The following is a 24,399-nucleotide window of genomic DNA, read 5'->3' as shown; positions in this document are numbered from 1 at the left end:
GAAAATCATGGCAATTTTAAAAACTGTTGAATCCAAATTCTTTCAAGCTGAGATTCCTTACAAACCAATGGGTAAATATGTTCATTTCTTAACTATTCGTATTACTGAATCTTACCCTCTATTTCAGACAGATGCAGAACTGAATAAAGCACGGGTAAGAGCAGGAGTTAAAGACAAAACCACAATTAGCCGTTTGTCAATGTTCAAGCGCAAACAGTCTACTCCAGAGCGTTTAGTTGGTCGGGAATTGCTGCGTAATTATGGCTTAATGACGGCTGAAGAATGCGAATATAACGTGAATTTTGCAATGGATAATCCTGACTGCATCATTTACGGATTTGCTATTGGTGACTCTGGCTCTGAAAAATCGAAAGTTGTAGTAGACACGGCATTTTCAATTACAGCTTTTGATGAATCACACGAAACATTCACCCTCAACGCTCCTTATGAAAATGGCACGATGGCTTCCAAGGGTGAAAATGGTTCTAAACCTGGTGAAGTTACCAGTCGAATTAATCAGCAAGACCATATTAGACCGCAAGTTTTCTTCCCTAGTATTGTCACCTTGAAAGACCCCACTGAGGCTAGCTTTCTTTACGTTTTTAATAACATTCTGCGAACTCGTCATTATGGAGCGCAAACCACCCGTACAGGTCGTGTTAGAAATGAGTTAATTGGTGTTGTATTTGCGGATGGAGAAATCACGAGCAACCTGCGTTGGACTCAGGCAATATATGACCAAATGAAATCTAACAATACTTTAAATACTCCCGATCCATTAGATGAAGATGATGTAATCACTGCTGCAAAAAATGCTATTGAGGCGTTAATGGCTGATGAGTTTATTGTTCATACAGATTTTATTGGTGATACTTTTGTATCCCTAATTAATGAAGTCAAAACTTTAACAGGAAGTGAGAAAGGAATTCAGGCAATTTTGCAAAAAGCTGATGCAGAAGCTAAAGATTATGCCAAGAAGCATATTAGCAAGAAAAAAACTGCTGCTAAAGCGGGGAAAGAGTAATGGTGTTTATTTATCGTTGTCAATTGGAGTTGCACGACAGCCTATATTTTGCAACTCGTGAAATCGGACGATTGTATGAAACAGAGCCAATAATTCACAATTACGCTCTCTGTTATGCACTGGGTTTAGTTGATAGCCAAATCTACTCTACTACGGTTGCTGAAGAACATTCTTACCGCTATTTTTGCCCGGAACAAGTGCCAAAATATGAGGAGCATTTAACGCCACTCAATCAACAGGAAATTTACGTAACTCCGGCGCGATCGCTCAATCATTCTTCTATCCTCAACACCTGGAAGTATGCTAACAATAACTACCACGTTGAAATGGAGAAAACACAGAAAAATATCCCTAGTTTTGGCAGAGCAAAAGAAATAGCACCAGAAAGTATATTTGAGTTTTTTGTCATATCTCAAAAAGAACTCAAACTACCAAAGTGGATTCGGTTGGGTAAATGGATGAGCAAGGCTGAAGTGACGGTTGAACACTTACCTAAACATAAAATTTCTGAAGGTATATTCACTTGTACACATCCATTAAATCCGTTAGATGTCATGTTCACGAATCAAGTGATTAGCTATGATGTTGTGAATATGCCTCCAGTCAGTCTAATTCAAAATGTCCAAATGCGAGGTCAATACTATCAATTTGACGGCATTCAAAACTTAAAAATTCCAGTTCAGATAGAATATCGGTTTCGGAGTTAATTACTTCCCAAAACCTTTACCACGGTCTTTATTTTTTCGAGGCTCTATCGTCATTAACTCAGCTTTAAAACCTCTTGAATCTTGCAACATTAACTTACGTATTCGCTGGCGTTGGTAAGTCTGCACTTCAGCAGCTAGAGGATGATTAGGATCAATCTTTAGATGAGTAATAGAAGAAACATATTGTTCTTTACTTTCGGGATTATTCGGCTCTTTTAGCCCGCACATAATCCCGCCTTCATCTCCTGAATAGCCAACAAAATCAATTTCAAATTCTCTGTCTGGATCGGCGTTTACTCCTTTTTGCTTTAATGTCTTCAAAAACTCCTTACCTGCTCGTGCTTTAATGGGTAAGTTCTCTTTCAGTTTTTCAGTTAGTGCCTTTGCTTCATTGTAATCATCAATTCTCATTGGTCTTTCTCCCTATGTAGTTTTTCTAACTTAGAATACTACTATCATCACTCGATAGTCTTTAAAATTTTAGATACCACATTCAGCGATCGCTCCTCTATCTCTAGTGAAACACTATCAACAACAATCCAACGCCTTCCCCAGCGATTATCTAAACAACTTGTGGGGAGAAATCCAAGCTTGTCCTTACTTTGCTATCAACAACCTCAACCGCGATTTTGTCGCCACCAAAGGATTTTCTGTAGTATTTCAGCGTTCTGGATTAGCAAAAGTAGAACAGCAATTTCCCTACTTCAAACCTTACCTCGATTTGGCTCTCCAGCCGAGTTGTAATGCTTTTTACCTCAATCCTTTACAACTCAAAGAAGGCTCCCGCGTCGATCCGCATATCGATCGCTCCTTACGTTCCTATTCCAAAACCATTGAACCGCCTGCGGTTGTCAGTGTCCTCTATGTACGAGTACCAGCAGATATGGAAGGCGGAGAACTGGTATTACGATCGCACAAACGCCAACTTGGGCAAATTAAGCCACAATTCAATACTTTAGTTTATTTTCAAGGTGATTTAACCCATTCGGTTAACGCTGTCAAAACCCCAGGAAATCGTCTAAGTCTCGTTTGTGAACAGTATAGTTTGAGTGATGCTGAACTCCAGGAAATCCCTGAGTTTACTGTAGAGTCAAGAATCACTCAGTCTACAACCAAAAAAAGAAAGTATGCCTCATAGTTTAGTGTTGAATTTGCTACCTCAATCGCCTATTCCACCACAATATCTTACAGGTAGACATCTCCACGCCTTATTTTTAACCCTTGTTAGTTCTGTAGATAGCACATTAGGCGATCGCTTGCACGCTTCCACCGCAGATAAAGCTTTCACCCTCTCCCCTCTACAAATTAATAATACAAACTCTCCTATTTTAAAAGGTGGTAAAGGGGGATCTAAATTGCAATATTCACATCAACAACCTATTCCCGCCGGAACTCCTTGTTGGTGGCGCATCTCTTTATTAGATGACACTCTATTTGGCAAACTTACCCAACTTTGGCTAAATCTTAATCCCAATCGCCCTTGGCATCTTGGCCCGGCTGACTTGTATATTACCAGCATTCAAGGCACACCCCAATCTATTCAACCTTGGGCAAATGCCAGTACTTACGCTCAATTATACGAAGAAGCTAGCGACCGCAACTCTTCCATTAACCTTAGCTTCTCCACGCCTACCGCCTTTCGTCAAGGACAGTATGATACTACCCTTCCTACCAGAGAATCTGTTTTTAATTCCCTACTTTCGCGGTGGAATAAATACAGTGGCATAGAATTATCTCACATTGCTATTGAGTCAATATTTCCCTCATTTGTCAATATTCACACAGAAATATTAGCTGACTCTCGCAGCAAATTTATTGGCATTATTGGCGAAGTTACCTATAAGATTTTAGGGGCAGTTGAACCAATACAAATTAAGCAAATTAACGCTTTAGCTGACTTTGCTTTATATAGTGGTGTCGGCAGAAAAACAACAATGGGGATGGGGATGATGCGACGGCTGTATTCTCCCTAATTTCAATAATCATTTAAAAACCACCTAATAAGTTATGAACCAAACTGAATATATTTCAATTGCGGCATTGAATCAATATGCCTATTGTCCGCATCGCTGTTGGCGGATGTTTTGTGCCGGGGAATTTACCGATAATCAATATACAATTGAAGGCACAACTTTACACGATCGCGTCCACACCACAAGCGATGTACAGCGAGGAGAAACTTGGCAAATTAGAGCAATTTGGCTAAAGTCTGAGCAATACAAACTCATCGGCAAATCTGATTTGATTGAAGCCGAATCTGGCCAAGTTTATCCAGTAGAATACAAACGAGGACGCAAAGGCGAATGGGATAACGATGAGTTGCAAGTTTGTGCCCAAGCCTTATGTTTAGAAGAGATGACAGGACAACCTGTTACTACTGGATATATCTATTATGCCCACTCCCATCAACGGCAATTAGTAGAGATTAATGCAGAGTTACGGCAAAGTGCGATCGCAACTATTCAATCTGTCACAAATCTCCTAGAAACAGGAGCAATGCCAAAACCAGTTTACAGCAAACGCTGCCAAGGATGCAGCCTTTATTCGCAATGTTTGCCCAAAGCAACCGATAAAGTCAAAAGTTATCAAGAAGTAAATTAAATCATACCCTAATACAGTTCAGAATGAGCAACCAAACCATCATTGTAGAGACGCGATTCATCGCGTCTTAAAAGACCAATTATCTACACCAACAACCCTTGCTAACCCATATTTAATTATACCCAATAAATCTATTTCCCAATCCCCAATTATTACTAGGAATCATCAAAAATGGGAACAGTTTACGTAACACAAGCCGATGCTTTTATCGGTAAAGTTGACGAACGTCTCACCGTCAAAGCTGAACAAAAAACAATCCTGGATATCCCTTTAATTAAAATAGAGGGAATTGTAGTACTAGGACGGGCTACTATTTCTCCCGCCGTCGTCAATGAACTTTTAGAACGTCACATTTGTTTGACATTTCTCACTCAAAACGGACGATATTTAGGACGTTTAGAACCAGAAGCTACTAAAAATATCTTTGTTCGGAAAGCCCAATGGCAAGCTGTGGGAGAATCAGAACCAGCAATCCATTTAGTCAGAGGATTTGTCCGGGGTAAATTGAAAAATTACCGCCATAGCTTACTTCGCACTCAGCGAGAACATCCTGATACTGACCTGAATAATAACATCACTCGATTGGAAAACGCGATCGCACCAATCGAAAAAACTAGCAGTATTGATTCCCTCAGAGGCTTAGAAGGTGCTGGTAGTGCAGCCTATTTTGGTTGTTTTCAACAGCTAATCAAAACCTCAGAATTTCACTTTGAAGCCAGACGCCGCCGCCCACCAACCGATCCAGTTAACGCCCTACTGAGTTTTGGGTATTCATTACTACGTCATGATGTGCAAAGTGCTTTAAATATTGTTGGCTTCGATCCCTATCTAGGATACTTACACGTCGAACGTTATGGTAGACCTTCTCTAGCCTTGGATTTGATGGAAGAATTTCGTCCTTTAATAGTGGATGCTGTAGTGTTGTCGCTGATTAACAAGCGATCGCTAACCCTAACTGACTTTACCACCGAACCGCTCAGTGGTGCTGTGTCTTTAACCAAAGAAGGACTGCATACATTCCTTCGCGCTTATCAACAAAAGAAACTATCGAGTTTCAAACATCCAGTTTTGGGAAACAAATGCACCTACCAAGAATCCTTTGAAATTCAAGCAAGGTTATTGAGTAAGTATCTCATGAACGAAATCGATAAATATCCCCCTCTAATTCTCAAATAACTTGCTATTTTTTCCTATTCCCCATCCCCCATTCCCCACTCCCATGTATATTGTTGTCAGCTACGACATTCAGAAGATAAGCGTCGTACTAAAATCCATTCGGTTCTCAAGTCTTACGGGCAATGGATGCAACTGAGTGTGTTTGAGTGCGATATCACTCTCACTCAGTATGCTAAACTGCGATCGCGTTTAGCCAAATTGATTAAACCCGATACCGATAGCGTGCGCTTTTATTTTCTCTGTGGCTGTTGTCAAGCAAAAGTCGAACGTATTGGCGGAGAACAGCCACGAGACGAAACAATTTTCTTTGCTGAGTCCCCTTCTGGCTAGGTTTCTGTATTTCAAATGCGCGGAAGGGTAGGTGTACCAATTCCACGGGTCTAAAAAAGTGCTTCTATCCCAAGTATAGTAAGGCTTTCAACCCATTAGTCACTTAATCCTTATCCGCGCAATCTCTGAAATGCTTATCAAAATACGATTTCAGCCTTTAAATTTTCCTGGCGCTCTTTCCAAACGAATTCTCTAATGCTATGATTGCCCTTGAATCGCGCAACCGCACCTTGAAAACTAAATACAGCTTGGCTTTCAGCGTCCCGCTATTGCAATTCATCAAAATCCCTATCAGGGATTGAAACATTTGATTGAGTATCCAACTCCTCAACAATGGATATTGCAATTCATCAAAATCCCTATCAGGGATTGAAACACTACAGCTACATTAGTTACCACGGGTACTCTACTAAATTGCAATTCATCAAAATCCCTATCAGGGATTGAAACGGCGTAGGATTGGGATTTGCTGTACCTGTCGGCGTAGGAAATTGCAATTCATCAAAATCCCTATCAGGGATTGAAACCCAGCTAAAGGATATGCCCCCTGGCAAACGAGAATTGCAATTCATCAAAATCCCTATCAGGGATTGAAACCAAGCGATCGCCTCCTAGTGACACAAAAGGAATATAAATTGCAATTCATCAAAATCCCTATCAGGGATTGAAACCAGAATATTCTATTTTGAAAACTGAATATCAACGGATTGCAATTCATCAAAATCCCTATCAGGGATTGAAACATCTGCCAAGATATCACTTGAGATGACCTCTAGCATTGCAATTCATCAAAATCCCTATCAGGGATTGAAACAAATCGCACTTTAGAAAGTGGTGGGGGTACGGGTCAATCAGAATTGCAATTCATCAAAATCCCTATCAGGGATTGAAACAAATCGCACAGTAACGCTCAATGGTACGACTGGGCACTTATTGCAATTCATCAAAATCCCTATCAGGGATTGAAACGTGTAGGCGCTAACGCAAGTATTACATTAGCTGATTGCAATTCATCAAAATCCCTATCAGGGATTGAAACTCAACTCATGAAGTGTTTTTCTTTCTTTCATGCAAGATTGCAATTCATCAAAATCCCTATCAGGGATTGAAACAAAGTGCCGGAGACGCGGCAACCTTTCGGCAAAATATTGCAATTCATCAAAATCCCTATCAGGGATTGAAACTGTCTCCAGTTCCAGGTTTAGCTGGGTGGTTTGGATTGCAATTCATCAAAATCCCTATTAGGGTTGAAATAGTACAACGGCTCCCTGCCCCCTGCCTCCCAATACTTCTCGCTTTGTGCATTTTTAATTCGGAATCGGATTTTGGGAAAAGGGTACTGGGTTTGGGTTAAAGGTTTTTTCTTTCCCCTTCCCCCTTCCCCTTTTCCCCTTAACCGAGAAGTATTGCCCTGCCTCCTATCTCCTTTAATTTAGCTTAACGGTATAGCCAAACACGCAAGAGTGAAAGCAGTTGTTCAGTATCTACGGGTTTGGTGATGTAGTCTGATGCACCCGCTTCAATACACTTTTCGCGATCGCCTTGCATGGCTTTAGCTGTCAGTGCAATAATCGGCAAAGATTTAAATTGCTCGTTTTGGCGGATTAAGCTTGTTGTTTCGTAACCGTCCATTTCTGGCATCATTACATCCATCAAAACGACATCAATATCTGGTGTATTTTCTAACACGTTAATCCCTTCTCTGCCGTTTTCAGCGTATAACACTTGTATTTGATAACGCTCCAGCATACTTGTCAGCGCGAAAATATTACGCATATCGTCGTCTACAATTAGCGCTTTCTTGCCAGCAAGTAAGTAATCTATGGAATGCAATTGTTCAAGTATTTTTCGTTTGGGTGCAGGTAAATTTGCTTGGACTCGGTGTAAAAATAATGCTGTTTCATCGAGGAGACGTTCGGGCGATCGCACATCTTTAATGATAATTGTTTCGGCAATCCGTCTCAGTTCGGTTTCTTGAGCTTTGCTAATGTCTCTCCCGGTGTAGACAATGATGGGCAATGTTTTGCCGTGAGGTAGAAGCTTAATCTGATCGATCAATTCAAACCCGGTCATGTCGGGTAGCCCTAAATCGAGGACGAGGCAATCAAAATGCTGGGTGCGGATGGCTTCTAACGCTTCTGCACCTGTGGCAACAGCAGTAGTATGAACATCGCTGTTGCCAATTAGTTCGACAATGCTATGCCGTTGAGTGTCATCGTCTTCGACTACCAGTAAATTTTTTACCTGGCGCTCAACAAAACCTTTAATTTTGACCAATGCCTCGGATATTATCTCGCTGCTTAAGGGCTTTTGCAGATACGCGATCGCACCTAGTTGCAAACTGCGCTGTTGCCCTTCTTCAACGGTCATAATGTGTACGGGAATGTGGCGGGTATTTGGGTCATGTTTCAGACGATCCAATACCGTCCAACCATCCATTTCTGGCATTCGGATATCTAGTAAAACGGCTGAAGGATGGAATTGCTGCGCTAATGCTAAACCTGTACTGCCATTTTGGGCTGTTATCACCTTAAATTCATGCTGTTGCGCCATCTCTATAAGGATGCGGGCAAAGTTCACGTCGTCCTCGACGATTAACAAAACGCGATCGCCCATGCCAATAGTAGCGCGATCGTCACTGAGGAGTGCTGAGTGAGGAGTGCTGGGTGAGGAGTGGAGAGTGGGGAGTAGGGAGTAGGGAGTAGGGAGTTGTGTTGATGTAGGCTCAACATTCAATTGTGGGAAAAAGAATGTAAAGGTGCTACCTTGACCGGGTTGACTTGTTAGTTTAATTTCGCCACCAAAGAGACGGGCGATTTCGCGGCTAATTGATAAGCCTAATCCAGTACCGCCGTATCTCCGACTGGTAGAGCCATCGGCTTGTTGAAATGCCTCGAAAATAACTTTTTGCTTGTCGGGAGCGATGCCAATCCCTGTATCGCTAACTGAGAAGGCAATGACATTTTGAGCGCGATTTAAAGTTACTTGATCGTTGCTCCATCCCTGTTTCGCCACCGCAATCTGCAAGCGGACTTCCCCTTGCTCCGTAAATTTAAAAGCGTTGGAGAGGAGATTTTTTAACACTTGTTGTAAGCGTTTGACATCTGTATAGATGGTTGTGGGTAAGTCGGGAGTAAATTCAATTGTGAATGCAAGTCCTTTGCTCTGAGCGATTTGCCGGAAGGTGCGCTCAATTTGTTCGCCCAACTCTACCAAAGGCATTTGGGTCATGTCAATTGACATGGTTCCCGATTCAATTTTAGCTAGATCCAGAATGTCATTGATTAATGCCAACAAGTCAGTACCAGCTGAGTAAATTGTCTGGCTGTATTCAACTTGCTTGCTGGTGAGGTTGTGATCTATGTTATCTGCCAACAACTTCGCCAAAATTAACAAGCTATTTAGCGGTGTCCGCAGTTCGTGGGACATATTGGCGAGAAACTCTGATTTGTATTTTGAAGAAAGGGCGAGTTGTTCAGCTTTGTCTTCTAAAGACATTCTTGCTTGTTCGATTTCTCGATTTTTGCGCTCGACTTCTTTCTTCTGCATAGCTAACAACTCTGCCTTTTCTTCCAACTCCGCGTTGGTTTGTTGCAGTTCTTCTTGTTGTCCTTTGAGTAAATCTTCCGAGGTTTTGAGCGATTGAGCTTGTTGTTCTAAGCGCTTGTTGGTTTCCCGGAGTTCATTTTGTTGAGTTTGGAGTTCTTCAGCCAAAGATTGCGACTGCTTGAGTAATTCTTCGGTTCGCATGGATGCTGCGATCGTGTTGAGGACGATCGCTATACTTTCGGTAAGCTGGTCGAAGAATGTTAGATGAATTTCACTAAAGCGACGGAAGGAAGCTAATTCTATGACTGCTGTTACCTGTCCTTCAAAGAGTACAGGTAACACCACGGCATTAAGTGGCGTCGATTCTCCTAGACCAGAGGCAATTCTGACATAATCACTTGGTACATCTGTCAGCAGAATTCGCTCTTTTTCTAAAGCGCATTGTCCTACCAAACCTTCACCCAAGTGGAAGCGGTTAGCCAGATGTCTGCGTTCCCGGTAAGCGTAGCTACTAATTAGTTTCAAATACGCTGTATTTTCCCCAGACTCCATCAGGAAGAATACGCCATGTTGCGCTCCTACCAAGGGTGCAAGTTCTGAGAGAATTAGTTTAGATACGGTTTCCAAGTCTCGCTGCCCTTGCAGCATTCGGGTAAACTTGGCTAGGTTAGTTTTCAACCAGTCTTGCTCAGTATTTTTCTGCGTTGTCTCCCGCAGATTGGCAATCATCTGGTTGATGTTGTCTTTGAGTATCGCTACTTCGCCCAGTGCTTCGACGGCAATTGAACGAGTTAAATCGCCCTTAGTTACAGCTGTAGCAACTTCTGCGATCGCTCGCAACTGAGTTGTCAGTGTAGCAGCGAGTTCGTTCACGTTATCTGTCAAATCTTTCCAAGTTCCCGCTGCGCCAGGGACTCTCGCTTGTCCGCCTAATTTCCCTTCAATTCCCACTTCCCGCGCTACTGTAGTTACCTGATTGGCAAATGTCGCTAGGGTATCAATCATCTCGTTGATTGTCTCTGCCAAGGTTTCAATTTCTCCCTTAGCATCTAACATCAGTTTCCGTTTCAGGTCTCCGTTAGCAACCGCCGTTACAACTCTGGCAATACCGCGCACTTGTGCCGTTAAGTTACCCGCCATTGAGTTAACGTTATCTGTCAAATCTTTCCAAGTTCCTGCAACACCTTGGACTTGTGCTTGTCCGCCTAACTTCCCTTCAGTTCCCACTTCCCGCGCCACCCGCGTTACTTCTGATGCAAAGGAACTAAGTTGATCCACCATTGTATTGGTGGTGTTCTTCAAGTCCAAAATTTCGCCTTTGGCATCGACGGTAATTTTCTTCGATAAGTCACCATTAGCTACCGCCTTGGTAACTTCCGCAATGTTACGAACTTGTCCGGTGAGGTTCCCCGCCATCGAGTTCACGTTGTCTGTTAAATCTTTCCAAGTCCCTGCAACTCCTCTGACGTAAGCTTGTACACCTAATTTACCTTCCGTTCCCACCTCACGGGCAACCCTGGTAACTTCTGATGCAAAAGAATTTAGCTGATCCACCATTGTATTAATGGTGTTTTTAAGCTCTTGAATTTCACCTTTCACATCAACGGTGATTTTCTTGGATAAGTCGCCATTTGCTACCGCCGTGGTAACTTCGGCAATGTTCCGCACCTGTGCCGTCAAACTTCCCGCCATAAAGTTCACACTGTCAGTTAAATCTTTCCAGGTGCCGGCTACACCTTTAACTTCTGCCTGTACGCCCAACTTCCCTTCAGTTCCCACCTCACGGGCAACTCTTGTAACTTCCGATGCAAAGGAGTTGAGTTGATCCACCATTGTGTTGACGGTGTTTTTCAACTCTAAAATTTCACCTTTGACATCAACGGAGATTTTCTTAGATAAGTCACCATTAGCTACGGCGGTGGTAACGGCGGCAATGTTTCGCACCTGTGCCGTTAAACTTCCTGCCATGAAGTTTACGCTATCGGTTAAATCTTTCCAAGTTCCAGCTACGCCGCGCACATCTGCTTGTACGCCCAGTTTACCCTCGCTTCCCACCTCACGTGCCACCCGCGTTACTTCCGATGCAAAGGAGTTGAGTTGATCCACCATGATATTGATGGTATTTTTCAACTCCAGAATTTCGCCTTTGACCGCAACAGTAATTTTCTTAGATAAATCGCCATTTGCGATCGCAGTTGTCACTTCGGCAATGTTCCGCACCTGTGCCGTCAAGCTTCCCGCCATGAAGTTTACGCTGTCGGTTAAGTCTTTCCAAGTGCCGGCAACGTCTTTTACTTCTGCTTGTACACCCAATTTCCCTTCAGTTCCCACTTCACGGGCAACCCTTGTTACTTCCGATGCAAAGGAACTGAGTTGATCCACCATTGTGTTGATGGTATTTTTCAACTCTAGAATTTCACCTTTCACATCAACAGTGATTTTCTTGGATAAGTCACCTGTTGCAACCGCCGTAGTCACTTCGGCAATATTCCGCACCTGCGCCGTCAAACTTCCCGCCATGAAGTTTACGCTGTCGGTTAAATCTTTCCAAGTTCCAGCCACGCCGCGCACTTCTGCTTGCACACCAAGTTTACCCTCGCTTCCCACTTCACGGGCAACTCTAGTAACTTCTGATGCAAAGGAATTGAGTTGATCCACCATTGTGTTGATGGTATTTTTCAACTCCAGAATTTCACCTTTAACATCAACGGTGATTTTCTTGGATAAGTCGCCTGTTGCAACGGCGGTAGTTACTTCGGCAATGTTTCGCACCTGTGCCGTTAAACTTCCCGCCATGAAGTTCACGCTGTCAGTTAAATCTTTCCAAGTACCCGCGACACCGCGCACATCAGCTTGTACACCCAGTTTACCTTCACTACCAACTTCACGCGCAACCCTTGTAACTTCTGATGCAAAGGAACTGAGTTGATCCACCATTATATTGATGGTATTTTTGAGTTCGAAAATTTCACCTCTAACATCGACGGTGATTTTTTTGGATAGATCGCCATTTGCGATCGCAGTGGCAACTTCGGCAATATTTCGCACCTGTCCGGTGAGATTACCCGCCATTAAATTAACGTTGTCAGTTAAATCTTTCCAAGTCCCCGCCACACCGCGCACTTCTGCTTGTACGCCTAACTTACCTTCAGTTCCCACTTCACGGGCAACTCTTGTTACTTCACTTGCAAAGGAATTAAGTTGATCCACCATTGTATTAATGGTGTTTTTCAACTCCAGAATTTCGCCTTTGACATCGACAGTAATTTTCTTGGAAAGGTCGCCATTTGCCACCGCCGTGGTCACTTCGGCAATATTCCGCACCTGTGCCGTCAAGCTTCCCGCCATGAAATTCACACTATCGGTAAGGTCTTTCCACGTACCCGCTACCCCGCGAACTTCTGCTTGACCGCCTAATTTTCCTTCAGCACCCACCTCACGGGCAACTCTTGTTACTTCACTTGCAAAGGAATTAAGTTGATCCACCATGATGTTGACGGTGTTTTTCAACTCTAAAATTTCGCCTTTGACATCAACAGTAATTTTCTTAGAAAGGTCGCCGTTTGCTACCGCCGTTGTCACTTCCGCAATGTTACGCACTTGGGCTGTTAAATTACCTGCCATCAAGTTAACGTTGTCAGTTAGATCCTTCCAAGTACCTGCAACACCTTTAACTTCTGCTTGCACGCCCAATTTACCTTCAGTTCCCACTTCACGGGCAACTCTTGTGACTTCTGATGCAAAAGAATTAAGTTGATCCACCATTGTATTGACGGTGTTTTTCAACTCCAGAATTTCGCCTTTGACATCTACAGTGATTTTTTTGGATAAGTCACCATTGGCGATCGCAGTAGCAACTTCGGCAATGTTGCGAACTTGACCAGTGAGATTACCCGCCATCAAGTTAACGTTATCCGTCAAATCTTTCCAAGTGCCAGCTACACCTTGCACTTCGGCTTGAACGCCCAACTTACCTTCAGTTCCCACTTCACGGGCAACTCTTGTTACTTCACTCGCAAAAGAACCAAGCCGTTCTACCATCGTGTTGACGATATTCGCAGTTTGGAGAAACTCACCTTGCAGGGGTCTGCCGTCAATTTCTGTGGCGATCGTTTGCGATAAATCACCATTAGCAACCGACCGAATTACGCGCGTAGTTTCAGCTGTTGGTTGAACTAAATCTGTAATTAGAGTATTGACAGAAGTAACACAATTTGACCAAGAACCACGAACGTCTCCCAGAGAAGCACGTTCAGCAATTTTGCCTTCTTTGCCGACAACGTTACCAATTCGCTGTAGCTCCGCCGCCATCCGCTCATTCTGGTCAATAATATCATTGAGCGTATCAGCTATTTTCCCCGCCACACCAGTATGATCTATAGGCATCCGAGCCGAGAAGTCACCCTGTTTAACAGCATTCAGCGTTCTTAATAGCTGATTTAAATCGAGATTGTCGCTGTCTCTAGTTAACTGTTCGGTTGCCATAGCCGTATCCTTAATCTTAATCCTTGAAGAAATTTTTGTATTTTTTGCACCCCGTACTTATTTAGAGTACTTTGAGCCAATGCGTATCACAATAAAAAGCAGGGAATAGAAGGTGGATCAAACTAATTTTTATGGGTGCGAGTGTAAGCAGTTGATAAAGACTGCTAACTCAATGGTATTGCCGTCGATGTATCTGGCATACCACTTAGCTAATGATAGCTAGTTGAACGCTGTTATGCAGCATCAATTGTCGGCGATGCCTAACTTGGGCGAGTAAGCGATCGCACAGTACTAAATCGGAAATAATCAGTCCTTTGTAGAGACGGCGATTTATCGCGTCTCTTGCCTTAACCGAACCGTATTGAGGCGCAGACGGACGAACTCGTTTGAGTACCGACGGTTACATTGAAGCATCTCCCAAATTGATTGATAAATTCATAAGTTCATTACAACAATTGCTACAATGATTTAATCCTTTCTTATATATGGAAGAGTATTTGTTGCAAAGCATTAAACAATTGCTGCAACGGCTTATATATTTGCAAGAAAAACTTAAGTCTTTCTTATATATGGAAGAGCATTTGTTGCAAAGTATTAAGCAATTGCAGCAACGGCTTATACATTTGCAAGAAAAACTTAAGCCTTTCTTATAAATGAAGTAACATTAGCTGCAAATGTTTAAATTTTTACAACCTTAAGCTTAAGAGCGTAGGCGTAGCCCGTCGTAGACATCGCTTTCAATACGGTTCGGTTAAGCAAAGACGCGATAAATCGCCGTCTCTACAAGAATTTTTATTAATGGTTAGTGTCTTTATTTGAACTTTTAACGCATCTACTTTCTAAACTGTAACGCCCTCCAACTCCTCATCTGTTAACTCATATAACTGACGTAGCTTATCTAACTTATCACCATCAGCTTCCCAGAAACCCCGCCCATGCGCCTCTAACATTCTCCCTAAAATATTGCGAAAAGCTTCAGGATTTGCCTTCCGTAACTTATCCGCCATCTCTGCATCTAAAGCATAAGTATCAGCCGCTTGGTCATAAACCCAATCATCGGTAAAATCGGCAGTACCACCCCAACCAATCAACGCCGTCATCCGTTGTGAAATTTCAAAAGCACCACCAGAACCTTGATTCGCCATCGCTTGCGCCCATTTGGGATTTACCAACTTAGTGCGGTACTCCATTCGCAGTAAATCATCTAAATTGCGGGGTGTAGTATCCTTCGAGAAACTTTCTACAAAGCTAGTTGTCACCTTCTTACCGCTTTGTTTTTCTGCTGCCTTTTTTAAACCGCCCGTATTGGCGTAATATTCTTGAATATCAGTTAAACCATATTCTACCGAATCAATTTCTTGAACAATGCGATCGCTAGTTTTTAACAACGTATTCAAAACTTCCGGTCTAGCTTGACCTTTATCCTCTCTCCCGTAGCTGAATACATTGCGACTTTGCCAAGTATTCCCCAACTCTTCACCAGATTCCCAGTTACCATCCACAACGCGATCATTTACCAAAGAACCAAAATCACCCGCCGGATTAGAAAACAATCTCGCCGAGGTATTTTCTACCCCTTGGGCTTTTAAAGCCAAAGCGTGTTTCCTAACAAAATTCTGATCATCCGGTTCATCAGCATCAGCCGCCCGTTGGAATAAATCATCCAACAATTCGATGATATTTACAAAACTATCCCGGAAAATCCCAGATAAATTACCCAACACATCAATCCGGGGATGTCCAACCGCCGCCAACGGCTTCAACTCATAACGAACAACCCTACCAGTTCCTTCCTTAACAGGTTCAGCCCCCACCAACTCCAACAGAATCCCCAAAGATTCCCCCTTAGTTTTAATCGCATCCAATCCCCAAAGCATCACCGCCACCGTTTCAGGATATTTCCCATATTCATCCAAGTGCTGGGCAATAATTTTTTGACCAATTTCCCGTCCCCGTTCATACGCCGCAGGCGAAGGCATCCGATAAGGATCTAAAGCATGAATATTTCTCCCAGTCGGCAAAACACCAGCCCCATCCCTTAACAAATCCCCCCCAGGCGCAGGCGGAATATACTCCCCATTCAACCCCCTCAACAAATTTGTTAACTCATCCGTAGACTGCATCAACAAATCCCTTATTAACCTTTCCTCCTCCTCTCTTTCTTCGCGTCCTTCTCTTCGAGACACTTCGTGAACGCGCCTTCGCGGTTCGTTTTCTTCCTCCTCCCCCCCAAAATAAGCCTCCAAATACGCCCCCAACTCCTCCTCACTCGGCTTTTCCCCCAAAGTATGCAACCCCGAAGAAAACAACCGATTCTCTAAAACCTGCAAATATCCATACAACTCCACCAAATAAGCATCAAAAGCATGACCGCTAAACATCCGAACATTCTCCGGCGTAAACGCAATCCCCAACTTCCTCGCATCCTCAAACGGACAATCTGCATCCAACCCAGAATCCACAATCTTTTTACAAATCCCTTCCTTCAAAACATAATTCTTCTGCGGATCTTCCCGATACTCCGAAATCAAATCCCGCAACGCCACCAATTCCTTATACAAACCTGCCCGCCCATAAGGAGGCACATTATGAGAAATCAACACACCATAACCGCGACGTTTTGCCAACATCGATTCCGAAGGATTATTCGCCGCATATATATATAGATTAGGCAAATTTCCTAACAAAATATCCGACCAAGAATAACCCGTATTACCCAACGGAGAACCAGGCAACCATTCCACCGTCCCATGCATTCCAAAATGAACTAAAGCATCAGCTTGAAACTCATTTTGCAACCATTTATAATAAGCAGCATATTGCGGATGAGGCGTTAAATCCCGTTCAAACATTAAGCGCATCGGGTCGCCTTGTATCCCCAAAGGTGGTTGTACACCTATCCACACATTACCTAATTGCACACCACCAATCTGAAATTCCTCGCCATAAGTTTTAATACCAGTTCCCGTCAAAGATTTCCATTGTTTTTCGATGCGGGAAGTTTGTAAATATCCCAGCCATTTTTCTAGAGTGCGGAAATTTACAGTACTTGTGGGGTGGGCAACATGAGCGCCATTATTTAGGAGCAGGCGAGACGACTGCCCCACAAGAGGATTAGCTTCATCCGCTTCTTTCACCCAGCGAATCAATTCTTCCCCATCTTCCGGTAAATCCCCCACGGTGTAACCTTGTTCTTTCAGTGCGTGGAGAAACTTCAGCAAACTACGCGGCACATTTAATAATGCAGCTGTGCCTACAGCACCATAACCTGGCGGGAACCCATATAAAACGATCGCAATTTTGCGTTCCGAAGCAGGTTTTTGCCGCAAAGACACCCAGCTTTTCACCCTATCAATTAATCGCTGCACCCGTTCAGGAACTAGATAAATATCTTCGCCCACCAACCCACCGAGAGGAATGGTATCAATAGCCCCATCCAATTCTGGTAAGGCGTACAACACCACACTTTGCAATCCGCCAACACCTTGGCGCGTCCAAGAGTGAATATCTTGAATTAATAGTGGTGCAGCAACAATATAAGGTACATTCTTGGCAGTCAGGATGCGCTTTGCTACTTCTATTTGGCGGCCTGCTTCCATTGAACCAGCTGGGCCACCCACCAGAGGAAAGCCAATTGTGGAAACGATCGCATCTACTTTAACTGCTTCACTAGAAAGTGAGGGAGTTTCTATATTACCTAGTTTTCGTTGCTGAATTTCATAGTCGGTTGTCATCAAATCTCGTACCGCCACGTGTCCTTCTACGCCGTTGATGAAAATGGGTAAAGGAGTTAACCCGGCTTTTTCAAAACTGCGAATTAGTTGGGGAATGTAGGGTAGTTTGGTAATGACGTGTTTTCGGTAGAGAAGAATACCGACAACTGGTTTTGTAGAGACGCGATGAATCGCGTCTCTACAATGGGTTTTATACCATTCCAAATATTCGCGGGGGGATTCAAAAAATCCTTGATAGTCGGGATGGAGTAATCCGATGTTGGGGGTTTCGATTAACGGGGGAATGTCGCCGACTTTTAAATCTAAGTATTTTTCTGCCAGTGTCCAGAATAATGAAGCGACGTTTTCTGGCCCGCCGGCATTCCAGTAACCATAGATAATTAACCAGTTGCGTAAGTCTTGGACTTTTTGCACTGGGACGTATTTCAGTAGTTTGGGGCCAATTTTTAAGAAGCTGATGTAACCAGCAAGTTTGTCTTCCTCTCGTCCGTTGCTAAATTTGTCGAGGATGAATTTAACTGGTTTGGGCATTCCTTTTGGTTTGTCGCCAATGGCGAAGTCACCCAGCTTGGTTAAACTCATCAATTCCAAGGCTGACTCAAAGACTAAGCGGATGGGAATTTGAGAAATGCGATCGCGCAACCACACAACCTGGTCATAATCAAATAGCAGGCTACCGAAAAATACATCAGCGTTATCAAGTGCTGCTTCTACCTCGGCACGTTGACTGGTAATATTGCGATCGCTAAATACCCGAATATCCAACTCAGGACAGCGAGAGTTAGCCAAAAAAGCTGCTTTCCTGTACAAGTCAGCGTTGAATGATTCAAACCCAGCAACCAAGACGATGCGTTTCATGCCTGTAAGCTACGAAATATTTCTTTACTTAAATCTTAAACGTGCTTTCAGGTTGATTGTCATATATCTACCCACAGATTCCGGTCAATAATTTCTTGAGGTAGCTAGAACTTCACCCTCCAATACTTTTCGGATAAACCCAATAATCTCTCTTTTGGTCTGGGGAAAGGTTAAAGGGCAATGGGGAAAGGGAAATTCAAACCCTTTCCCTTTCCCCTTTTCCCCTGAACCGGAAAAGTATTGCTTCACCCTCACCAACGCCTTTGGGATATTTTAATTCCTTTAGTACCCAACACTTGTCGGTTAAAGGGAAGGGGAAAGAAAAAACCTTTAACCTTTTTCCCAAACCCAATTCCGAGTTCAAAATCCAAAACCCAAGCAGTATTGCTTTAGTGCCTCTACACAGCGAACGAATTTCTTGTGCTGACAGGTTTGTGAATGTATGCAACTCGATAATATCTAAGTCTCCCGCAGGTGTGTAGAAAATATCACGTATTCTTTAATACTGTAAAGTATTATGTGTTAAGCTGCTCAGGGTTAACAGCAAGCCAAGGGTAGAGTCTGTACATGGTTTACGACTCTATAAGCCCACGTTCATATCAGGAGGTGCGTCGGTTTAAGGATTTGGATATCTAACTAGTACAGTTCGGCGTAAATAAGCCACCCATTTGAAATGTCTAAAGCCCTTATGCAATGGTAATTACGAATTACAAATTACGAATTACGAATTACGCCTTGCGCTACTAGGTATGTCTTTTATGGCTTTCTACTTTTCTAAAGCGCTATTATCTGAATAGTGAAGGCAATTGCTACATTGAAATTTATTGCAAAAATTAACCTTGTTATTCTCGATTTTGATAAATTATAATGGTTGTGTTTTTGGTGAAAACATACCTTTTAATTAAGGTATTTTAGCATATAAATTTGCTGTTCAGGTTCGCAGAAAAACATATTTTGTCTGCTAGCGTATTAATGCTTAAAACAATGCGGACATTGTGAACAAGTACTTCAACAAATTTATTAACAAAACTTTTTCTCTAAAATTTGAAGAGTTTTGAACTAGTGTAAAAAGAAGTAATTTGAGGATAAAATAATGAAATTTGGAATTGATAGCGGACACAATTGTCCACCAGACACAGGAGCCAGAGGAATTAAATTTGAGGATAATTTAACTCTAGATGTAGGTAATAGAGTTATAGCCAAGTTAAGAGCTTTAGGTAATGATGTTGTAGTATGTAGACCGAGTAGTGCTAGTACAGTCCGTGACTCACTCTCAAAAAGATGTTCTACAGCTAATGGCAGTAAAGTAGATATTTACGTCTCAATTCATTTTAATGCTTTTAATAACCAAGCTAATGGTACAGAAGTATTTGCCACTAGTGAGACTGGTAGAAAAATCGCTAAACCTGTATTAGATGAAATCGTCAAGTTGGGATTTTTTAATCGCGGCGTTAAGAGTGGTTCCCACTTGTATGTTCTGAAAAATACAGATATGCCTGCTATCTTGATAGAATGTTGCTTCATCGATTCGCAAAAAGATATGAATCTTTTTAATCCTGAAGCAATGGCCAATGCGATCGTCAAAGGCTTAACTGGTAAAGTAGCGAGTACTCCTGTTAACCCCGTACCAGATGAAGAGGAGAATGCAGATGCTACGATTCTCAGGCTGCAAAAATCCTTAAATCGACTCAAAATAACTGATAAAAATGGTAAGGCATTAGTAGAAGATGGCTTCGCTGGGGCTAACACCAAATCTGCTGTCGAAAAATTTCAGGCTATTGTCGGAGTTCAGCCAACTGGAGTTGCTGACTCAACTACATGGAATGCCATAAATCTAATTTTGGCAAAACGAATTATCAGACCAAACCATGCTGGTGGTGCAGTTGTTAGATATTTACAATACCGTTTAGGTGTTGAGAATGATGGTGTTTACGGGCCGCAAACAGAAGTTGTAGTCAAGAACTTTCAAAAGCAAAATGGTTTAGATGCCGATGGGATTGTTGGGCCTGCTAGCTGGCAGAAATTAATTGGTTAGTAGGTCGGCGCAATTCAAGCTAACTGGCTGTCCTTTGTCATTTTTCATTGGTAAGGGTTTTAAGCCTATTTGCGTTTTGTAACATACTTGGTTTTTTTTGTGCCAACTTACTTAGATTGAGTAGTAGATATTATTTGTAGTTGTAGATCCTCCTAAATCCCCCTTTGCTTAGGGGGAATTTGAGAGGTTTTTGCCTTTTTTAAGGCTGGGGTTCTCCGGCTTTAAATAAATTAACCACAGGGAAAAGCGATCGTGAAACACCTTGAGGGAAGAGTGGCATTAGTAACAGGTGCTACGCGGGGAATTGGTAGGGGAATTGCTATTGGTTTGGCTGAGGCTGGGGCAACTGTATACGTCACAGGACGCAGCCTCAGCAACTCCTCCAGTGATGCGGTTTCAGGAAGTCTTGGTGAAACCCAATCAACTATAGAAGAAGCCGGTGGTGTGTGTATTCCCGTCCAAGTAGACCACAGCGACGATGAGCAGGTGCGTTTACTGTTTGAGCGCATCCAAGATGAGCAGGATGGACAACTCGATCTATTGGTGAATAATGCTTACTCAGGAGTTGAGGCAATAAAAAACGCTTTTGGGCAGCCTTTTTGGGATTGTGAACTAAGTCTATGGGATGCAAGCAACAACGTTGGTCTTCGTAGCCACTATGTTGCGAGTGTTTTTGCTGCGCGAATGATGACCAAGCGTAAATCTGGACTAATTTGCACCATTTCCTCGTGGGGCAGTATGTCTTATATCTTTAATACAGCTTATGGTGTGGGAAAAACAGCTTGCGATCGCCTAGCGGCTGATATGGCTGTTGAGTTAAAACCCCATAATGTGGCTTCTGTTTCAATTTGGCCAGGTATTGTTGGTACTGAGCTTTTTTCCCGTTTTGCTGACGAGATGAATCAAACCAATGCTACTGAGCAAAAAAACTCATTCCTTAGCGATCGCTACAACTGGGAAACTCCCTTATTAACTGGACGGGTAATTGCTGCACTTGCTTGTGAACCAAATTTAATGCGCCGTACAGGACGTGTGCAAATTGTTGCCGAACTAGCTGATAAATATGGAATTGTCGATGAAAATGGCGATCGGCCCGCATCACTACGTTCTTTACGTTTTGTGCTACCGACTGCATTACCTATACTGAGAAACTACTCATGGCTCGTACCCGATATTAAAATGCCGTGGTCACTCCTATTACTAAGTGCCCTTAGCTCACCTAAAATTTAATGGGCATTGAGCAGCAGTTAAAAAACTTCTTGCCCCAATCCCCAATTCCCAATCCCCAATCCCCAATTTCCCATACCCAATTTCCAAACAAGCTGTTTGAGATCGTAAAACTTTGTATCCTGAATTAATAGGTCTTAATAAATAGTTCTTTTAAAACTGGTGCAAGAAGATTTTAGGCTAATCGTTGATTTAGTTTTAGTTTTGGGCGTTGCAGCCTGTGGTGGATTGTTAGCGGCACTTTTACGGCAACCCGTGCTGCTAGGCTATCTCATCGGCGGGATGATTATTGGGCCAGCCGGACTGGGATTAATTAAAGAAGTTATTCAAGTAGAGACTCTGGCACAGTTTGGTGTCGCCTTTTTGTTATTCGCCTTGGGTGTAGAATTTTCCTTTGCGGAACTCAAGAAGGTAAAAGCGATCGCTCTTGGTGGAGGTGGACTCCAGATTGCTTTGACAATTTTGGTAACAGTTGTGGTATCCGGGTTAAGCGGGGCCTGGGGAACCTTACCCGCGAAGGGGATGTTTTTGGGATGTATTCTATCCTTGTCTTCCACAGCCGTTGTCCTCAAGTGCTTGATGGAACGCAATGAAACAGAAACGCCTCACGGACAGGTGATGTTGGGGATTTTGGTAGTCCAAGACTTGGCACTGGGACTGATGTTAGCAGTTCTACCAGCCCTAAACCAACCAGCAGAAACCATTGGTATCGCCGTGCTAACAGCGCTACTGTGGATTGCTTTATTTGCTGCTGGTGCAGTGGCTGCGGGGATGTGGCTGATACCGCCTTTGTTGCGACTGTTAGCCCGTACTGAAAGCCGAGAACTATTTTTATTAGGGGTTGTAGCCTTGTGTTTGGGCATTGCCCTGTTGACAGAGCATTTGGGGCTGTCCATTGAAATGGGGGCATTTGTCGCCGGTTTGATGATTTCTGAGGTGGAATACGCCGATCAAACCCTAACTTATGTCGAACCACTGCGAGATATCTTTGCCAGTTTATTTTTTGCCGCCATTGGGATGTTAATTGATCCAGTGTTTTTGTGGAACAACCTGGAATTAATTTTGGGATTGGTAGCACTAGTTTTCATCGGTAAATTCTTGATTATCACGCCCCTAGTAAAGCTGTTTGGCTACCCTTTGAGAACAGCCATAATCGCTGGTTTGGGATTGGCGCAAATTGGGGAATTTTCCTTTGTTCTCGCCAGTGAAGGGCAGTCTTTGGGGCTGGTGTCCCGACAAATATACTTATTAATTTTGGGAACCACCGCAGTCACTCTCATGCTTACTCCCTTTGTATTGCGGTTAGTGCCATTTTTATTTAATTTTGCCGAATCAATGCCCTGGTTGAAACCGTATTTACAAGAAGATCAGGTACGGGATGTATCAGAAGATTTACCCTTCAAAGACCATGTAGTAGTCTGTGGTTATGGGCGAGTTGGCAAAAATTTAGTGAAATTGTTGCTGCAACACAACCTTCCTGTGGTAGTAATCGACCAATCAGAAAGCAGAATTCAGCAGTTGCGTGAGGCTGGAGTGTCTTATGTCTATGGCAATTGCGTGAGTTTACACGTTTTAGAAACCGCCGGAGTGAATCATGCCAAAGGAATGGCGATCGCACTTCCAGACCCGATGAGTACTCGTCTTTGTTTGAAACGCGCCTTAGAATTGCGCCCAGAATTAGATTTAGTTGTCCGTGCTAACCAGGATAAAAATATTGAGGTGCTGTATCAATTGGGAGCTAGAGAAGTGGTACAGCCAGAGTTTGAAGCCAGCTTAGAAATGTCAACCTATTTATTAACTGGCTTAGGCTTGTTGTCGCCAGCAGTCGTACAACGAGAAATGCAGCAAATTCGCAACGATCATTATTTAGATTTGCGGCCAGAACGTTCTGCAACTGAAGTTGCTCGTGATTTGCGTCAAGCCACCCGCGATTTAAATCAGCGCTGGTATCCTCTCCCAGCAGATTCGCCCTTAATTGGTATGAGTATAGAAGAGGCAGATATGCGCTACTTAACAGGAGCGAGTTTGATGGCAATTCGTCGCGCTAACGGCGATGAAATCGATTATCCCAATAATAAAACCAAATTGGAAAATGGCGATCGCTTGCTGGTAGTAGGAGCAGATGAAGAACTAGCAGCTTTGGCAGAATTCGCCAAGGGACAAGCTGCTGTTCCCGGAGAAAATAGTGCTTGCCAGTGGGTTACAGTTAATGCAGATACGCCAACGCTAGGTAAAACCCTTGCAGATTTAGATATCAACAAGCGATTTGGAGTCCAGGTACAGGCGATCCGGCGCGATGGTAAATTTATTCGCTATCCTGATGGCGGCATGGATTTGCGAGTTGGCGACCAAGTATTATTGTGTGGTAGCTTGACAGGTCTGAGTCAACTAGAACAATTATTTGCGATCGCAAATTCACTACCCCTGTCTCTTCCAGTATTGAAGGCTGCTGAGGCAGAAGCACTCCAAGAGTTTCTACCTGTGGATCGTGTGGATTGAAGGGAGCAGGGCAGGCTACGGTGTACACACAAATGATCCCCCTAAATCCCCCTTAAAAAGGGGGACTTGAAGAAATTTCCCCCCTTTTTAAGGGGGATTAGGGGGGATCGAAACACTGTTAGACAACTTTATAAGACTTGTGTGTACACCGTAGCCCTTTCTAAGGGGGGTAAT

At 43.1% G+C, this 24,399-nt stretch carries 12 protein-coding genes, 1 pseudogene and 1 CRISPR repeat array; of the genes and pseudogenes, 10 read left to right on the top strand and 3 right to left on the bottom strand.

The window, feature by feature from the left end; genetic code table 11:
• Positions 1-7 precede the first annotated feature (7 nt).
• Together cas7d and cas5d are read left to right on the top strand one after the other, a co-directional pair.
• Positions 8-1,024 carry a type I-D CRISPR-associated protein Cas7/Csc2 gene (gene cas7d / locus G1O98_RS16570; protein WP_163929804.1) on the top strand — a complete coding sequence of 339 codons (1,017 nt, stop codon included), beginning with the start codon at positions 8-10 and terminating at the stop codon, positions 1,022-1,024.
• Positions 1,024-1,731, top strand: coding sequence for a type I-D CRISPR-associated protein Cas5/Csc1 (gene cas5d / locus G1O98_RS16565; RefSeq protein WP_163929803.1), 708 nt, complete (start codon positions 1,024-1,026; stop codon positions 1,729-1,731). The genes cas7d and cas5d overlap by 1 nt, the downstream gene beginning before the upstream one ends.
• Here cas5d and G1O98_RS16560 read toward each other — a convergent pair whose 3' ends face one another.
• Positions 1,732-2,142, bottom strand: coding sequence for a hypothetical protein (locus G1O98_RS16560; protein WP_163929802.1), 411 nt, complete (start codon positions 2,140-2,142; stop codon positions 1,732-1,734).
• Between the two features lie 106 nt (positions 2,143-2,248).
• Here G1O98_RS16560 and G1O98_RS16555 point away from each other — a divergent pair, with 106 nt between their 5' ends.
• The 5 genes and pseudogenes from G1O98_RS16555 to cas2 all read left to right on the top strand — a co-directional run bounded on the left by G1O98_RS16555 (position 2,249) and on the right by cas2 (position 5,838).
• Positions 2,249-2,869, top strand: coding sequence for a 2OG-Fe(II) oxygenase (locus G1O98_RS16555; RefSeq protein WP_163929801.1), 621 nt, complete (start codon positions 2,249-2,251; stop codon positions 2,867-2,869).
• Positions 2,859-3,704, top strand: coding sequence for a CRISPR-associated endoribonuclease Cas6 (gene cas6 / locus G1O98_RS16550; protein WP_163929800.1), 846 nt, complete (start codon positions 2,859-2,861; stop codon positions 3,702-3,704). Before G1O98_RS16555 ends, cas6 begins: the two co-directional genes overlap by 11 nt.
• A 34-nt stretch (positions 3,705-3,738) precedes the next feature.
• Complete coding sequence (gene cas4 / locus G1O98_RS16545; RefSeq protein WP_163929799.1) at positions 3,739-4,332, top strand: CRISPR-associated protein Cas4; 594 nt, start codon at positions 3,739-3,741, stop codon at positions 4,330-4,332.
• Positions 4,333-4,503: 171 nt separating this feature from the next.
• A complete protein-coding gene (gene cas1d, locus G1O98_RS16540) occupies positions 4,504-5,508 on the top strand; it encodes a type I-D CRISPR-associated endonuclease Cas1d (RefSeq protein ID WP_163929798.1) in 1,005 nt (334 codons plus the stop codon).
• A 43-nt stretch (positions 5,509-5,551) separates the two neighbouring features.
• Positions 5,552-5,838 (top strand): annotated as a pseudogene (gene cas2, locus G1O98_RS16535) (CRISPR-associated endonuclease Cas2).
• Between the two features lie 268 nt (positions 5,839-6,106).
• Positions 6,107-7,093: a CRISPR direct-repeat array (repeat unit 37 nt; unit sequence ATTGCAATTCATCAAAATCCCTATCAGGGATTGAAAC).
• 182 nt (positions 7,094-7,275) lie between these two features.
• Here cas2 and G1O98_RS16530 read toward each other — a convergent pair.
• Both G1O98_RS16530 and bchH read right to left on the bottom strand, forming a co-directional pair.
• Positions 7,276-13,872 (bottom strand): HAMP domain-containing protein, encoded by a 6,597-nt coding sequence (locus tag G1O98_RS16530; protein WP_163929797.1) that lies wholly within the window; start codon positions 13,870-13,872, stop codon positions 7,276-7,278.
• A gap of 839 nt (positions 13,873-14,711) precedes the next feature.
• On the bottom strand, positions 14,712-18,464 hold the full coding sequence (gene bchH / locus G1O98_RS16525; protein WP_163929796.1) for a magnesium chelatase subunit H: 3,753 nt from the start codon (positions 18,462-18,464) through the stop codon (positions 14,712-14,714).
• A gap of 1,093 nt (positions 18,465-19,557) precedes the next feature.
• Here bchH and G1O98_RS16520 point away from each other — a divergent pair.
• The 3 genes from G1O98_RS16520 to G1O98_RS16510 all read left to right on the top strand — a co-directional run bounded on the left by G1O98_RS16520 (position 19,558) and on the right by G1O98_RS16510 (position 24,225).
• On the top strand, positions 19,558-20,499 hold the full coding sequence (locus G1O98_RS16520; RefSeq protein WP_163929795.1) for an N-acetylmuramoyl-L-alanine amidase: 942 nt from the start codon (positions 19,558-19,560) through the stop codon (positions 20,497-20,499).
• 252 nt (positions 20,500-20,751) lie between these two features.
• On the top strand, positions 20,752-21,729 hold the full coding sequence (locus G1O98_RS16515) for an SDR family NAD(P)-dependent oxidoreductase (RefSeq protein ID WP_163929794.1): 978 nt from the start codon (positions 20,752-20,754) through the stop codon (positions 21,727-21,729).
• A 159-nt stretch (positions 21,730-21,888) separates the two neighbouring features.
• Positions 21,889-24,225 carry a cation:proton antiporter gene (locus tag G1O98_RS16510; RefSeq protein WP_163929793.1) on the top strand — a complete coding sequence of 779 codons (2,337 nt, stop codon included), beginning with the start codon at positions 21,889-21,891 and terminating at the stop codon, positions 24,223-24,225.
• Positions 24,226-24,399 lie beyond the last annotated feature (174 nt).

Origin of the sequence: Nostoc sp. UIC 10630, from assembly GCF_010747425.1 — a bacterium.
Taxonomy (GTDB): Bacteria; Cyanobacteriota; Cyanobacteriia; order Cyanobacteriales; family Nostocaceae; genus Nostoc.
The sequence above is the reverse complement of the archived record's forward strand: the minus strand, read 5'-3'. Positions and strand labels throughout refer to the sequence as shown.

Excerpts from the sequence above, each read along its gene's own strand:
- cas7d (WP_163929804.1), top strand. The coding sequence starts at position 8 with ATGGCAATTTTAAAAACTGTTGAATCCAAATTCTTTCAAGCTGAGATT.
- cas5d (WP_163929803.1), top strand. The coding sequence starts at position 1,024 with ATGGTGTTTATTTATCGTTGTCAATTGGAGTTGCACGACAGCCTATAT.
- G1O98_RS16560 (WP_163929802.1), bottom strand. The coding sequence starts at position 2,142 with ATGAGAATTGATGATTACAATGAAGCAAAGGCACTAACTGAAAAACTG.
- cas6 (WP_163929800.1), top strand. The coding sequence starts at position 2,859 with ATGCCTCATAGTTTAGTGTTGAATTTGCTACCTCAATCGCCTATTCCA.
- cas4 (WP_163929799.1), top strand. The coding sequence starts at position 3,739 with ATGAACCAAACTGAATATATTTCAATTGCGGCATTGAATCAATATGCC.
- cas1d (WP_163929798.1), top strand. The coding sequence starts at position 4,504 with ATGGGAACAGTTTACGTAACACAAGCCGATGCTTTTATCGGTAAAGTT.
- G1O98_RS16530 (WP_163929797.1), bottom strand. The coding sequence starts at position 13,872 with ATGGCAACCGAACAGTTAACTAGAGACAGCGACAATCTCGATTTAAAT.
- bchH (WP_163929796.1), bottom strand. The coding sequence starts at position 18,464 with ATGAAACGCATCGTCTTGGTTGCTGGGTTTGAATCATTCAACGCTGAC.
- G1O98_RS16520 (WP_163929795.1), top strand. The coding sequence starts at position 19,558 with ATGAAATTTGGAATTGATAGCGGACACAATTGTCCACCAGACACAGGA.